The 14,247-nt window shown below is 62.8% G+C and carries 13 protein-coding genes; 6 read left to right on the plus strand and 7 right to left on the minus strand.

The features are described from left to right. The first annotated feature begins 94 nt into the window (after window positions 1-94). Both BUS12_RS36220 and BUS12_RS36225 read left to right on the plus strand, forming a co-directional pair. The gene (locus BUS12_RS36220) at window positions 95-1,318 is read left to right on the plus strand and encodes a lanthionine synthetase C family protein (RefSeq protein WP_074302291.1); all 1,224 of its coding nucleotides are present in this window, start codon (window positions 95-97) and stop codon (window positions 1,316-1,318) included. Window positions 1,319-1,714: 396 nt separating this feature from the next. Further along, complete coding sequence (locus tag BUS12_RS36225) at window positions 1,715-1,942, plus strand: hypothetical protein (protein ID WP_074302292.1); 228 nt, start codon at window positions 1,715-1,717, stop codon at window positions 1,940-1,942. Between the two features lie 139 nt (window positions 1,943-2,081). Here BUS12_RS36225 and BUS12_RS36230 read toward each other — a convergent pair whose 3' ends face one another. The 4 genes from BUS12_RS36230 to BUS12_RS36245 form a co-directional block, all read right to left on the minus strand. Next, window positions 2,082-4,310 carry an NADP-dependent isocitrate dehydrogenase gene (locus tag BUS12_RS36230; protein ID WP_074302293.1) on the minus strand — a complete coding sequence of 743 codons (2,229 nt, stop codon included), beginning with the start codon at window positions 4,308-4,310 and terminating at the stop codon, window positions 2,082-2,084. A 555-nt stretch (window positions 4,311-4,865) separates the two neighbouring features. Beyond that, window positions 4,866-6,929, minus strand: a complete 2,064-nt coding sequence (locus tag BUS12_RS36235; RefSeq protein WP_074302294.1) for a M3 family metallopeptidase — start codon at window positions 6,927-6,929, stop codon at window positions 4,866-4,868. A 143-nt stretch (window positions 6,930-7,072) separates the two neighbouring features. After that, window positions 7,073-7,543, minus strand: coding sequence for a GNAT family N-acetyltransferase (locus BUS12_RS36240; RefSeq protein ID WP_216352750.1), 471 nt, complete (start codon window positions 7,541-7,543; stop codon window positions 7,073-7,075). Window positions 7,544-7,676: 133 nt separating this feature from the next. Further along, window positions 7,677-8,180, minus strand: coding sequence for a cupin domain-containing protein (locus BUS12_RS36245; protein ID WP_074302295.1), 504 nt, complete (start codon window positions 8,178-8,180; stop codon window positions 7,677-7,679). A 347-nt stretch (window positions 8,181-8,527) separates the two neighbouring features. On the opposite strand from BUS12_RS36245, the gene BUS12_RS36250 reads away from it, so the two are divergent. The 3 genes from BUS12_RS36250 to BUS12_RS36260 all read left to right on the plus strand — a co-directional run bounded on the left by BUS12_RS36250 (window position 8,528) and on the right by BUS12_RS36260 (window position 9,855). Next, window positions 8,528-8,842, plus strand: a complete 315-nt coding sequence (locus BUS12_RS36250) for a hypothetical protein (RefSeq protein ID WP_074302805.1) — start codon at window positions 8,528-8,530, stop codon at window positions 8,840-8,842. A gap of 13 nt (window positions 8,843-8,855) precedes the next feature. Next, on the plus strand, window positions 8,856-9,203 hold the full coding sequence (locus BUS12_RS36255) for a hypothetical protein (protein ID WP_074302296.1): 348 nt from the start codon (window positions 8,856-8,858) through the stop codon (window positions 9,201-9,203). Between the two features lie 205 nt (window positions 9,204-9,408). Next, a complete protein-coding gene (locus BUS12_RS36260; protein ID WP_253190322.1) occupies window positions 9,409-9,855 on the plus strand; it encodes a lytic transglycosylase domain-containing protein in 447 nt (148 codons plus the stop codon). Between the two features lie 401 nt (window positions 9,856-10,256). On the opposite strand, the gene BUS12_RS38585 is transcribed toward BUS12_RS36260, so the two are convergent. Then, complete coding sequence (locus BUS12_RS38585; RefSeq protein WP_143788583.1) at window positions 10,257-11,333, minus strand: tetratricopeptide repeat protein; 1,077 nt, start codon at window positions 11,331-11,333, stop codon at window positions 10,257-10,259. A 405-nt stretch (window positions 11,334-11,738) separates the two neighbouring features. Between BUS12_RS38585 and BUS12_RS39075 the strand changes: the two genes are divergently transcribed. After that, window positions 11,739-11,879 (plus strand): hypothetical protein, encoded by a 141-nt coding sequence (locus tag BUS12_RS39075; RefSeq protein WP_171991773.1) that lies wholly within the window; start codon window positions 11,739-11,741, stop codon window positions 11,877-11,879. A gap of 117 nt (window positions 11,880-11,996) precedes the next feature. On the opposite strand, the gene BUS12_RS36270 is transcribed toward BUS12_RS39075, so the two are convergent. Next, on the minus strand, window positions 11,997-12,458 hold the full coding sequence (locus tag BUS12_RS36270; protein ID WP_074302298.1) for a DUF3331 domain-containing protein: 462 nt from the start codon (window positions 12,456-12,458) through the stop codon (window positions 11,997-11,999). A gap of 28 nt (window positions 12,459-12,486) precedes the next feature. Beyond that, entirely contained in the window at window positions 12,487-14,196 is a 1,710-nt protein-coding gene (locus BUS12_RS36275) for a thiamine pyrophosphate-dependent enzyme (RefSeq protein ID WP_074302299.1), read from the minus strand. Window positions 14,197-14,247: the final 51 nt, after the last annotated feature.

A 14,247-nucleotide genomic window follows, 5' to 3' on the forward strand; every position in this document is an offset into this window, starting at 1 on the left:
GCGTGCAATGCAACATCCGATTCGCCGTGCATAGAGCCGAACGACAACGGCCTCACACGGCGGTCACTCTCTCCCATTCCAACGCGAGGTATGCATGCTTTTCAATCCGGCCCGTCACGAACCGCTGCAAACGATCGCATGGGATGAGACTCGGGTGCGCCAGTTCATCACGCGGATCGTCAGGCAGACCGAGGCGCACATGAACGTGGACGGACTGTGGCCCACGCATCCCAACGACGGCGACGGCGAAGACAATCCGCGCGAGCCGCTCACGCCGCTCTATCACGGCGCATGCGGCGTAGTCTGGGCACTCGATTACCTCGCAGCCGTCGGCGCAGTCGAACTCGAACGCGATCCGCTGGCGCATGCCGCGTCATTGCAAGCGTTGAATCGCGCGTGGCTCGAAGCGGATCACAACACCTCCTTCGGCGCGTGGATGATGGGCGAAACGCCCTGGCTGATGCTCGCGTACGGACGCGCGCCCAGCGAAGCGCTTGCCGACCAGCTCGCCGGACTGATCGCCGGCAATATCGACAACCCCACCCGCGAACTCATGTGGGGCTCGCCCGGCACGCTGCTGGCCGCGTCGTTGCTCCATGAGCGCACCCACGACGAACGCTGGGCCGAACTGTTTCGCCGGACCGCCGGCCAACTCGCGGCCGAACTGAAGTGGTCGGAAGAGCGCGGCTGTCATTACTGGACCCAGGATCTGTATAAGAAGGAGTGGACCTTCCTCGACGGCGTCCACGGTTTCGTCGGCACCGCACTGCCGCTGATACGCGGCCGGCATCTGCTCGACGCCGCCAGTTGGAGCGAATGGGAAAGCCGTATCGTCAACACACTGCAACGGACCGCGACGCTTGAAGGCGGCGCGGCCAACTGGCCGGCATTCCTCACGCCGCCCGAAGGCCGCAAGCCGACCATGCTCATGCAGTTGTGTCACGGCGCGCCGGGGTTCATCGTTTGCGTGGCGCATTTGCCGAGCCGCGAGCTGGATCCACTGCTGCTCGCGGCAGGCGAGGCAGTCTGGGCAGCGGGACCGCTCACCAAAGGATCCAACCTGTGTCACGGCACAGGCGGCAATGGCTATGCGTTTCTCTGCCTTTACCAGCGCACGGGAGACATCAAGTGGCTTGAGCGAGCCCAGGCCTTCGCGATGCACGGCATCGCACAGACCGAGGCCGATGAAGCAACGCACGGGCAATTGCGCTACTCGCTGTGGACGGGCGACCTCGGCTTCGCGATCTATCTGTGGGACTGTCTGCGCGGCGCAGCGGCCTTCCCGACTTTGGATGTGTTCTACGGCGCGGCGGGGTGATCGGTTTGCGTGGCGTGGCGCTACCGCCGGCGCCACGCCGCACCAAACGGCCAAATATCGGGAAATTTCACGATGTGGCATGAGTCGCTGCACTACAAAAAATCGTGGTGCATGGCACAAAGCACCCGTTTCGCAATGCCGTCCCACATTCCACAATCCGGAACAAACTCAATAAGCCACTGTTTTATAACATTATTTTTTATCTGAACGATCACACCACCAGCGCTTTCCCGGCGGCTCGCTGACGTAGACTCTTTTACATGAGCTGGCGTTCTGAGCGGCTGGATCGAGCGGCCTACCGCAACCGATCCGCAAAGCCTGCTTTTGAACCGGCCCGCGTCCCGCACGCAGGTCAGCCACGGAATCGCATTTTTTATGATGATCGGGAGAGAAAAAATGAAAGGCTTTCGCTTTGGCTCGACGGAAGGATCGTTCTACATTTTGCCCGGCAAGGACGGCTGGGAAGCGTCGTTCGGCAACGAAACGCTTGGGGCGTTCGACAGTCCCCAGCAGGCCGCCGACGACCTCGCACGCGGCGTGTGCTGTCCGCATCTGTCCGAATCCGATACTTCGACGCTTGAAATACCGGAGAAGATCGCCGACTGGGAAATCGTGCACGTCTGAGTGAATCCCACGCGCAAATGCGCCGCGGGCGGGTTGCAAGGCAGGGCTTAACGACCCCACCTTGCAACCCGCCCGCGGCGTTTTAACCGAAGCTTATTGACGCAAGCTCGTTGACGTCAGCTCATTGACGTCAGCTTCCTTACGCAACCGCATCCACGATCTTGTTGAGCGTAGCGCTCGGACGCATGGCCTGGCTCGTCAACTCGACGTTCGGACGGTAGTAACCGCCGATGTCCACCGGCTTGCCTTGCGCAGCCGCCAGCTCTTCGACAATCTTCGCTTCGTTCTCGGCCAGCGCCTTCGCCACACCGGCGAACTGTGCCTTCAATTCAGCGTCGTCGTTTTGCGCGGCCAGCGCCTCGGCCCAATACGTCGCCAGGTAGAAGTGGCTGCCGCGGTTGTCGATACCGCCCACCTTGCGTGCCGGCGACTTGTCGTTGTCGAGGAACTTGCCCGTTGCCTGATCCAGCGTCTTGGCCAGAACCTGTGCCTTCGGGTTGTGGTACGCGTTGCTCAGGTGTTCGAGCGAAGCGGCGAGCGCGAGGAATTCACCCAGCGAGTCCCAACGCAGGAAGCCTTCTTCGACGAGCTGCTGCACGTGCTTCGGCGCCGAACCGCCCGCGCCGGTTTCGAACATGCCGCCGCCGGCCATCAACGGGACGATCGACAGCATCTTCGCGCTGGTGCCCAGTTCCATGATCGGGAACAGGTCGGTCAGGTAGTCGCGCAGCACGTTGCCGGTGACCGAGATCGTGTCCTTGCCCGCACGAATGCGTTCGATCGAGAACTTCGTGGCTTCGACCGGCGTCAGGATGCGCAGATCCAGACCGTTCGTGTCATGGTCCTTCAGGTATTGCTCGACCTTCTTGATGATCTGGGCGTCGTGCGCGCGCGCCGCGTCCAGCCAGAACACCGCCGGCGTGCCGGTCGCGCGGGCGCGGTTCACGGCCAGCTTGACCCAGTCCTGCACCGGCGCATCCTTGGTCTGGCACATGCGCCAGATGTCGCCTTCCTCAACGGCCTGCTCGAGCAGCACCGTGCCGGCTTCGTCCGTCACGCGGACCACGCCGTTCGCCTTGATCTGGAACGTCTTGTCGTGTGAACCGTATTCTTCCGCGGCTTGCGCCATCAGGCCGACGTTCGGCACGCTGCCCATCGTCACCGGATCGAATGCGCCGTGCTTCTTGCAGTCTTCGATCACAGCCTGATACACGTCGGCATAGCAACGGTCCGGAATCACAGCCTTGGCGTCGTGCAGCGCGCCGTCGGCGCCCCACATCTTGCCGGACTCGCGAATCATGGCGGGCATCGATGCGTCGACGATCACGTCGCTCGGCACGTGCAGGCTCGTGATGCCCTTGTCCGAGTTGACCATCGCCAGATGCGGGCGTTGTTCGTATTGGGCCTTGATATCCGCTTCGATCGCTTCGCGCGTTTGCTCCGGCAGATCCTTCAGGCGCGCATACAGGTCGCCGATACCGTTGTTCGGATTGAAGCCGACCTTCGCCAGCGCATCCGCGTGCTTCGCCAGCACGTCCTTATAGAACACCGAGACCACGATGCCGAAGATGATCGGGTCCGAGACCTTCATCATGGTGGCCTTCAGGTGCACCGAGAACAGCACGTTGTTAGCCTTCGCATCGGCGATCTGCGCTTCGATGAAGCTGCTCAGCGCCTTCTTGCTCAGCACCGACGCGTCGATGATCTCGCCGGCCTTCACCGCCGTCTTTTCCTTCAGGACCGTCTTGCTGCCGTCAGCGGCCGTCAGTTCGATCTTCACGCTGCCGGCTGCGCCGATCAGCGCCGATTTTTCGCTGCCGTAGAAATCGCCGCTATTCATATGTGCGACGTGCGACTTCGAAGCCGCGCTCCATGCACCCATTTTGTGCGGGTGCTTGCGCGCGTAGTTCTTGACCGACAGCGGCGCGCGGCGATCCGAATTGCCTTCGCGCAGCACCGGGTTCACGGCGCTGCCCTTGATCTTGTCGTAGCGCGCCTTGACGTCCTTCTCTTCGTCCGTCGTGGCGACGTCCGGATAGGACGGCAGCTTGTAGCCCTGATCGCGCAGCTCGGCGATCGCAGCCTTCAATTGCGGCACCGACGCGCTGATGTTCGGCAGCTTGATGATGTTCGCTTCCGGACGGGTAGTCAGCGCGCCCAGTTCGGCGAGATCGTCGGCCCCCTTTTGTTCCGCCGTCAGATAATCCGGGAACGCGGCGATGATCCGGCCGGCCAGCGAGATGTCGCGCGTTTCGACGGCGACGTCCGATGAGCGCGTGAAAGCCTTCACAATCGGGAGCAGCGAGTAAGTCGCCAGAGCCGGCGCTTCGTCGGTGAGGGTGTAGATGATCTTCGGCGTTGTAGACATAGCTGATGCGTTGCTTGATGAAGTGATAGACAGAGCGTTGGTCGCGCTGGGCTGGCAAGGCGGCACGGTCGGAACGGCAGACCCATGCGCACCGGACCGGCGCGGCCCACGGACTACTTTTAAGGCGCGCCCGTGAGTATAGGCGTGTTTACCAGAATACGCTTCCGGACCTTGACATAACGGCCGGGATTCGGGTGAGGTCGGCCATGCCGATCCGGCACCTTTCCGGCCTCCCGCATGCACCTCGCCGAGCCAGTGAAAGCGCCGTGCGGCGCGGCTTTCGGCGATGTGGAGCCATCCTGGACGCGCGGGCCGGCCCGACGATTCGACGTCCGGCGGGACTCGCCCGCGTTTCGTCAAGCGCCGAAACAGTGCCTTGCGCGCCACGCGGGCAATCGGGCCCGGGCGGTATTGTAAGAAACGGAAGGGTAGTGATTTGAACACGACAAATTTCGTCGTGCGAGGGGGACGACCGGCAGGTGCAGGTATACGGTCAACGGTCGGGCGCACCCGGTAGATGCGCCCGACCGTTCCAACATGACACTACGCGCTGCGTCAGCCCAGCGCGGAGGTTTCCAGCAAGCCGCGTTTTTCCAGCATCGGCTCGACCGACGGATCGCGCCCGCGGAAGCTTCTAAAGGCCGTCGCCGGATCGATCGAGTTGCCCACGCTGTAGATCCACTTCAGCAGACGCTCGGCGGTGGCGCGGTCGAACGGATCGCCGGCCTCCTCGAAGGCGGCGTAGCCATCCGCCTCCAGCACCTCGGCCCACATGTAGACGTAGTAACCCGCCGCGTAGCTGTCGCCCGAGAACAGGTGCTGGAAATGCGGCAGGTAGTGACGCATGCCGATATCCTCAGGCACACCAAGCCGCGCAGCCTGCTCTGCCTGGAACTGCGCGATATCCACGGGCGTGTTGTCGGTGCGCGCGTGCAAGGCCATATCGAGCAGCGCCGGGCCGACATACTGCACGGTGGTGAAGGCCTGATTGAAGCGGCTCGCCGCCTGCAAACGTTCGAGCAGTTCCGCCGGAATCGGCTCGCCGGTTTCGACGTGACGCGCATGACGCAACAGCACTTCACGCTCCCGCGCCCAGTTCTCGAACAACTGCGACGGCAGTTCCACGAAGTCCCTGAGTACGTTGGTACCCGCCAGGCGCTCATACTGCACGTTCGACATCAGGCCGTGCAGCCCATGACCGAACTCGTGAAACAGCGTGCGGATATCGTCGAAGCTCAACAGCGCCGGCGAACCCTTGGCGAAGTTGTTGTTGTTCAGCACGATCGGCAACGTGCCGCCGTTGCGGCCCGACTGCGAGCGCAAGAGGCTCATCCACGCACCGCTGCGCTTGGTCTGCCGCGCGAAGTTGTCGCCGATGAACACGCCGATCATTTTTCCTTCGGAGTCCATCACTTCCCATAGACGCGCGTCGGGGTGATAGAGCGGAATGCCGTGACGTTCCTTGAAACGCACGCCGAAGAGCCGCGAGGCGCAATCGAACATCGCGGTCAACATCGCGTCGAGCGAGAAGTACGGCTTGACCTGCGCATCGTCGATGGCAAAGTTTTTCTGCCGCACCTTCTCCGACAGATAGCGCCAGTCCCATGCGGCAATCGGCGTCGGCTGGCCGAGCTCCACCGCTAGCGCATTCAGGCGCTCGCGGTCGTGCTTCGCCTTGCTGATGGCAGGCTTCCAGGCACGCTGCAGCAGTTCGTCCACAGCCGCCACGGAAGGCGCCATGCGATCGGCCAGCTTGTACTCGGCATAGGTCGCATAGCCCAGCAGTGCCGCTTGCTCCTGGCGCAGCGCCACGATCCGCGCCGCCAGCGGGCGGTTGTCGTGCTCGCCGGCCTGGGCACCACGTGCGCCGCGCGCGCGCCAGACCTGCTCGCGCAGATCGCGCCGCTCGGAGAACGTCAGAAACGGCTCCGCGAGCGACGGCGACAGCGTAATCACATGCGTGCCTTCCGGCAGACCGCGTTCGCTCGCCGCCTGCAAGGCCGCGTCCAGAACGAACGGCGGCAGGCCGGCACGCTCGTCGGGCGTGGCAAGCGTCAAGGCGAAAGACGACTCGTCGGCAAGCACGTTCTGCGAGAACTGCGTGGACAGCGCAGCCAGTTCCTCGACGATCGCCGCGAAACGCGCTTTGTCCTGCGCGGCGAGCGTGGCGCCGGCGAGCTCGAAGTCCAGATGAAAACGTTCGAGCAAACGCAGTTGCTCGGTCGTCAAGCCGAGACTGTTGCGCTTTTCATAGAGCGCATGGAGTCGCGCGAACAACGCTTCGTTCTGGTAGACCGCGCTCGAATGCGCCGCCAGACGCGGCGACAACTCGCGCTCGATCGCCTGCAACGCGGGCGAAGTCTCGCTTGACGCGAGGTTGTAGAACACCATTTCGATGCGGTTCAGCCATTCGCCGCACGCATCGAACGCGGCTACGCAATTATTGAAAGTGGGTGCGTCAGCGAGTGTGGCAACGGCTTCGATCTCGCGCTTATGCTGCAGCATCGCGGCATCGAAGGCGGGGGAGAAATGCTCGGGGAGAATGCGATCGAACGGCGGTAAACCGTAAGGTGTTTGCCATTCTTCGAGTAGAGGATTGGCTTCTTGCGAGAGGGACATGGATGGTTTCCTTAACGCGGGGTCACCATTCTATTCCTCGCCAATAGGCGTTTGCATAAATCTCATAGAGGCGAGGCTCAGCGCGCCCTGCCGTCCGGCAAGGCGCGCTGCGTTATGCAGAACACATCTTCTGTAAGCGCGCGTTAAGGTGCTGCGTTCGTCGGTACGACATGCGGATATTCGTAGTCGAGGTATTCCGCACCGGTCCTCACGCATTGAAAACCCGCGGACTCGTAGAGGAAGCGCGCCGGGTTGCCGAGGAACACACTCAAGGTCAGTTTCGCAAAACCGCGCGCACGCGCATCGTCAATATACCGATCGAGCAGCAGACGGCCGAGACCGCGTTGACGACACTCGTTCACTACATAGATCGAGGCGAGACAGGCTGCGCCGTCGATCGCTTCCCAGAAGCAATATCCCACCGGCACACCGTCCTGCTCGACGACGAACATGCGCTCGAGTGCGGAGGTCCACTGTCGCAAGTGGGAATGCATGGCATCCTTCCAGCGCTGCTCGTGCTCGGGTTCGATGGTCTGGATGTAATGGAGCTCGCCCTTGTAGACCATCGGCAGATCGGTTGGCCGCGCTTTTCTAACTGTTTGCTTCAGATTCAAGCCGCACTCCTTTTGGCGGAACATCATTCCCGCCGAGGTTGCGCGGACGGCGCATTCTATAGGCGATCCCCGTATCGTGTTGGCGTGGTCAATATTCGCGCGCGATGGTTGCGCGCTCAACCAACCTCGGCGCTCACGGCTCGGCGTCCCAGTAATCGAGCGAATTTTCCTTGCGCTGAATCGCGGTGAACAGCCCACCGCGTGCGCCGCGCACGATAGCCTGGTACTTGCCGGAATCGGGATACTCAACCACCTCCGGATCGTCGCGCGTGCTGATGGACAGATACTTCAACGGCGCCTCGGATGAGTTGACGATCTGATGCGGATATTGCGGACCAGGCGGAATGAAAATGACGTCGCCACCGCGGATCGGCAGCAGCTCGCCCGCCACTCTCAACGTGCCTTCGCCATCGAGGATCACGAACATCTCCTCCTGCGCATAATGAAAGTGATAGGGACATGAGCACTTGCCCGGCGCGACGATATCGATCGAAGCACCGAGTTTCTGTGCCGCCGTCCCCGACGCCAGCCGGGTGCACAGCGTTTCGTAAAGCGGCGCCCGGACTTCGGCATTCAATTCGACCTCGTTGAAGTTTCTGATGAGCTTGGCCGCAAGCTCCCTGGCGGTGTCGTTCACGTTTCCTCCGGTGGACGTTGCATTAAAAACGGTGTGCGCGCACGCAATGGCTACGCCGTTATTGTCTGATCTTTCGGCACCGCCCACCAGGTAAAAGCGCCCGCTGACCCGCACGACCGTGCAGGGCAACTTTACTTCCGGACGCGGGCCGGCAAGCCGTTGACTCACGCCTCACGGCCAATCTTGAGATACGTTTTCTTTTTTGCCAAACGTTTGCGTTCTGCATATCAAGTTCCCGCCTAAGCCTGCCGAAAACGCGTTCATAGCGTCGACGACACTTAAGGGAGCCTCTTGTGAAGCAGCTATGGTTTTTCGTGGCCCTTCTCGCATTGGCCGGATGCGCGCAAATGCCTCCGGTGACCGCCACGCAAGCGCCGAAGCCGCCGGTCAGCAACGAGATCATGAGCTTCACGATTCCGCCGGATGCACTCGGCGCACGCGATCCGCAACTGACCGCCGTGCTCGCCAAAGCGGGCGCGCTTGCTGCAGCGCAAAAACAGCCGACCACTATTCTCGTGACGGCGCTGGGGCAGGACCTGCCGTACCTCAACCAGGCCATCTGGCGAGGCGTGCCGGCCCAACATGCCGTCCGGCTGAGCCTCGATAACCTGACGGCCGGTGCGAATCAGCCGTACAGCGTATCGATCAAGCCCACGCAATAAGGAAGCCGAGTTTATGTATCGCCTGACCTTACTGACAACCAGCCTGCTGCTGGCGACGTCCGCGTTTGCAGGCCAGCCGGGCAGCGACGTGCAGCCCGGGGCAGCCGTGACCGTGGCGTCCATACCGCCCGCGGCGGCTGCGGCGGACAAGGTGTATCCGCCGCTGCCGACCCTCGCCATGCTGCCGCCCGCCACCGATGACGACGACGAGCCGCCCGTCAAACCGTCGAGCAAGAAAAAGAAGGTCCGCACCCAGGACCGGAAATGGGTGCCGCCGACGGCGCACCTCGTGGTCTCGGATGCCTCGCATGCGTACCTCGGCGGCATCGAAAAGCAGCTCGATCTCGCGCTTGCCAAGTAGCGCCGGCACGCCGGCTTCAACCCGCATCAACTCGCACTGACCTGCGTTACCCGCATCACCCGTCATTCCCGAGTAACCGCAAAGCGCCCACGCCACACCGGGCTCCATCACCCATCGCCAGCACGCGGAGGCTTCAGCCGTGTCGAACGAACAACCCATCGCTCCGGCGGCTGCACGCCGCCAGGCCACCCATGCGGGCCATGCCGTGCGGCATGCCTACGCAGCCCTCGTCCTGTCGCTGTTGTGCGGCGCCGCGCATGCGGAGGATTGCTTTAACCAGGCCGCCGCCTACCAGGGGGTCAACCCTTCGGTGCTGCGCGCCGTGGCATGGTTCGAATCGAAGGGCGACGCGAGCGCGATCAATCGCAACGCGAACGGCTCGATCGACGTCGGCCAGTTGCAGATCAACTCCATCCATTTCGGCGATCTCGCCCGCGAGGGCGTCCCCCATCGCGCCCTCACCGATCCGTGCGTGAACGTGTATGTGGCGGCCTGGCTGCTCAAGCAAAAGATGGTGAAGTACGGCAACACCTGGCGCGCGATCGGTGCGTATCACTCGGAGTCGCCGAGGCTGCGCGATGCGTATGCGCGGAGCATTCAGAAGATCCTGGTAACGTGGGGTGAGTTGCAGGTCGCGCAGAAGTCGGATTAGGTTGGGGTCGATCCGTTGTCCGGCCGGGTCTGAGTGGACGGCTCGGGCCGGGTCCGCCACGTAGTTGGGGACGGTGGAACAGGGATTGCTGCTCGTTCCATACCTCCACTCCTGCCAGGGAGATCAACGTGACGAGCGCGCCCCGCGATGCAGAGAAGGACCCCGAGCAACCCGCTGACGAACCTGCCACTCCGGTCTCAAAACCGATTGGCGACGCTATTCCCACGCCCGTCGAACCGGGCCTCGATCAGCCACTGCCGGAGAAGCCGGCGGATGAGCCGGCGGAAAGGAAGCCTTGAAGCTTGAGCCCCCGCCGACTTCCGGAGACGACACGCGGTCTTGAGGGCCGATCTGCTTCGTTAGCAACGGTCCAACCTTTCCCATTTCCCAAGAACACGCATTCAATGATGCGGAGCAGGCGGCGACGCCGGCTCGTGTGGCGCCTCGGCGCTGGGCGCCGTCGCCGGTCTGCGCTCCGTCTGGGCCTCATGCATCGCCTCGGCGACGATACGCTTCGCGTCCGCGCTGCCCGAGTCGATCACCAGCGCGCTGCCGGCATTGTGCCAGGCACAGGTCCAGCGGCTCATGTATTCGCAACCGCGCGCGACATCGAGCGCGGCGTCGCGTTGCTGTTCGCGCGCGCTCAGGTCGGCGCGCATGCTGAGTGCATCGCGGTTCTTCGGCTGGACGTTGAGGACCGCCGCGAGCCGTGATTCAGCAGCGGACAGGTTGTCCCGCTGCAGCATCGCGCGGGCGATTTGCAGATTCCTCGCGACATCCGCCTGTACATCGGGGCGCGTCGGGCTCTGGCTGCCTGCGATGTCGCGCTTCGTTATAGGCGTTGGAGCTGTTGGAAGCGCGGGAGGCGTTGCGTGATGAGGCGTCGCTGCGAACGTTTCGACAGGCTTGGGAGAGGTGGTCGGCTTGGGCGCGGCGGCTGGCTTGGGAGCCGTGGATGGCTTCGCGGCAGCAGGGTTTGTGACCTGAGCGGCTTGGGTAGTCGAGGTTTGAGTAGCCGCGGTTTGTTGGGTCGAAGTCTGCGCGGTTGAGGTTTGTACCGCCGAACTCTGCGCGCCAGGACTGCGCACCCCCGAGGCCGGCACGGCCGCGCTCTGACTAGTCGTGACCGAGCCGAACACGGCTTTCGGCGCCACATTGCCCACCTCGCGACCCGACCGCAATCCAAAGTACGCCACCCCAGCTACAACCAGCAACGCCAACCCCGACAGCAAGACCAACACCACACCCGGCAGCCGGCGAGATCGCCCCGGCCCGCCCCACGGATCGTGCCTGGCGTAAAAGCGGTCGTCCTCAGCGCCTGCGGGCGTGTTCCACGCAGCGGGCGCGGCGAGTTGCGGTTTGATGGAGGCAGCAGAGGCAGGCAGACGGGCTGTCGCCGACGAGGAATTCGGTGGCAACCAGCCGAGCGGGTCGAGCGAGTCGGCCTGGTTGGCGCCACAAGAAGGACAGGACAGCAAACGGGTGGCTAAGGTCGCACCACAGTGCCGGCACTGTGTGAAATCGGGCTGATCGGAAGTGATATCACTAAGCATTGGCCGAACCGCCACTCACGTTGCGAGAACAGACATGTCCGCCTGTTGAGCGCGGCACGCGCAAAATATGACTGGCTTGCGCACAAAGATCAATCGGCGATTTCGGCCAATTGGCGGATGAAGGATATTCGCGCGCGTTAGCGACTCAATACCGCGCAATAAGGTGGGATGAACCCCATCCTCAAGACCCGATGTTGAAGCGAGGCAAGCGGTGCGGCACAACGTCCGGCTTGCTGGCGCAAATGTTGCGCGACAGCGCAGACAATTCAGCGCACACTGAGTGGAGGCTCGGACATTTCGCCGGGCACACATGCAAACGGGAGTCTTGTCATGGCAAAAGGTCAAATGCGCAGCAATCGCGAAGTCAAGAAACCGAAGCAGGACAAAAAGTCCGCGCCGGCCACGTTGCCTTCGGGCGCGCCACCCATTCGGGTGACGCCGGCTTCGTCGTCCACAACCAAGAAGCATTAAGCCAAGGTCGATAAGGACTCAGGCTAAGGACCCAGCCGAATCGCAGTTCGATTCGGCAACGCGTGTGGCGGGCAGCGCACATGAACGCCACACGCGAGTTCATTGAATTAGTCGCGCTCAACCGCGCTGTCCAGCAGTCAACACCCCCGCCGTCAGGCGAGCGGGTTCTCCCCTTTCCAGCCGTGCAATCGCCGCCGCCGAAATCGACTGATGGGTGTTGCTCGCACTGCTTTGCCGCACGTTCGGGCGATAGACCGGGGCCCCCGGCAAAATGGGTTCGCCACTCACCGAACACACGCCCTTACGACGAGCCGTACGCAAATTCCAGGTCTGCTCGCCATACCGACCTGACGTCGCGTCGGCCCAGGAAATCACGATCGAAGTGGGTGAAAGACGCTCCAGTATCTCGACGCAGGCAGCGTTTCGTCTGGAGTCCCGACCTTTGCCATGCCGTGCCGTCGAAGCCAGGCGAGCTTCGGCATCCCGCTCGGCCCAGGGCGACGACACCGGGGCAAGCAAGGCCAGCATGTGCAACCACCGCTGATCGTCGGCACTGCCGTTGATGAGTCCCATGTCCATGGTCGCGACGCCTCAATGCGGGCCAGTCCTATAAGTTTTCGCGGATCATCGCGAACACGTCGGCGGACTGTCCCTGCAGCAGGGCTTTCGCCGAATACAGGACCATCCCGTACGCCGCGCCCCACTCGATCTTCGGCGGCATCACGAGCGTCATCGTATCCACCTTGACGTTGAGCAGCGCGGGGCCAGGCTCGTTCAGCCAGGCGACGACAGCGTCTTCGAGCTCGTCGGATTTCGTCACCGTGCGCCCCCACAGTCCGATCACTTCCGCGACCTTGCCGAAGTCGGGGTTTTGCAGGCCCGTATAGAGCGGCAGCATGCCTTCGGACTTCTGCTCGATGTCGATAAATCCCAGCTTGCCGTTATCGAACACCACCACCTTGATGGGCAGCTTCTCCTGCACGATCGTCATAAGCTCGCCGAACAGCATGGCGATACCGCCGTCGCCGGACATTGCAATCACCTGGCGGCCCGGTTGGCACTTTTGCAGGCCCAATGCCATCGGCATGGCCGCCGCCATCGTGCCGTGCAGCAGACTCGAAAACACCCGGCGTTTTCCATTCGTCTCGATGTGCCGATAGAGCCACACCGTGGGCGTGCCGTCGTCGGCGCAGAAGATCGCATCGTCCGTTGCGTGGCGGTTGATCAGCTCGGTCAGATAGATGGGTGGAATCGTCCCGCGGTCCGAGGCCACAGCCTTGGAGCGGTGGGTTTCGAGCGCCTGAGCATGCCGTGCGACGAGCTTGTCGCGGAACTCGGTCGACGTGCGCGGCTTGAGGCGCGGCAGCAATGCCTCCATGGTGGACTTGATATCGCCCACCAGCCCGAGCGTGACCGGATGGCGGCGGCCGAGATGATCGGGCGCAAGGTCGATCTGGACGATTTTGGCCTTCTCCGGATAGAACTGCCGCCACGCGAAGTCGGCGCCGAGCAGTAGCAAGGTCTCGCATTCGGAGACCGCCAGATAGCCCGCTTCGCCGCCGATAATCCCGGTCATGCCGACGTTGTACGGGTTGTCGTGCTCGAGCACGTCCTTGGCGCGGGACGTGTGCGCAATCGGTGCCTTGAGCCGCTCGGCCACCGCGAGAATTTCAGCGTGGGCGCCGCGGCATCCCGAACCGCCATAGATCGCAATCTTGTCGCCCGAATTGAGGATCTCGGCAACGCGGTCGAGGTCGGCGTCGCTCGGCCGGACCATCGGCACGTTCGTGTGCACGGAATACGGGACGTTGTCGTTCGCACTGGCGTGGGCAATGTCGACCGGCACGATCAGCACGGCCACCCCACCCTTCGCAATGGCGGTCTGACAGGCGATCACCGTCTTGCGGCGCGCCTGCTCCGGCGTAATGATCATGTCGCAGAACACGCTGCACGAGCCGTAGATCGCCTTGAAGTCGACCTCTTGCGGAAAGTTGAAGCCGAGTTCCTCGCTCGCCACCTGGGTGGCGATGAGGATAACCGGCGCCCGATTGCGGTTGGCGTCCACCAGGCCGTTAATGAAGTGAAGACTGCCGGGGCCGCAGCTTCCGGCGACGGCCGTCAGGTTGCCGGTCAACATGGCTTCGCCTTCGGCGGCGAACGCGCCTGCCTCCTCGTGGCGCACATGGACCCACTCGATCTCGCTCTCGTTGATGTGGTGGGCGATGAGATTCAGCGTGTCGCCCACGATTCCGTAGCAATGTTTGACGCCGGCTGCAGCGAGGGTCTCCACAATGATCTCGGCAACTTTCTTGCTCATCTCCACTCTCCTGAAAGGGATCCATGCACCATGTGCGAAGATTGATTTTGC

Origin of the sequence: Paraburkholderia phenazinium (genome assembly GCF_900142845.1) — a bacterium.
GTDB classification, from domain to species: domain Bacteria; phylum Pseudomonadota; class Gammaproteobacteria; order Burkholderiales; family Burkholderiaceae; genus Paraburkholderia; species Paraburkholderia phenazinium_A.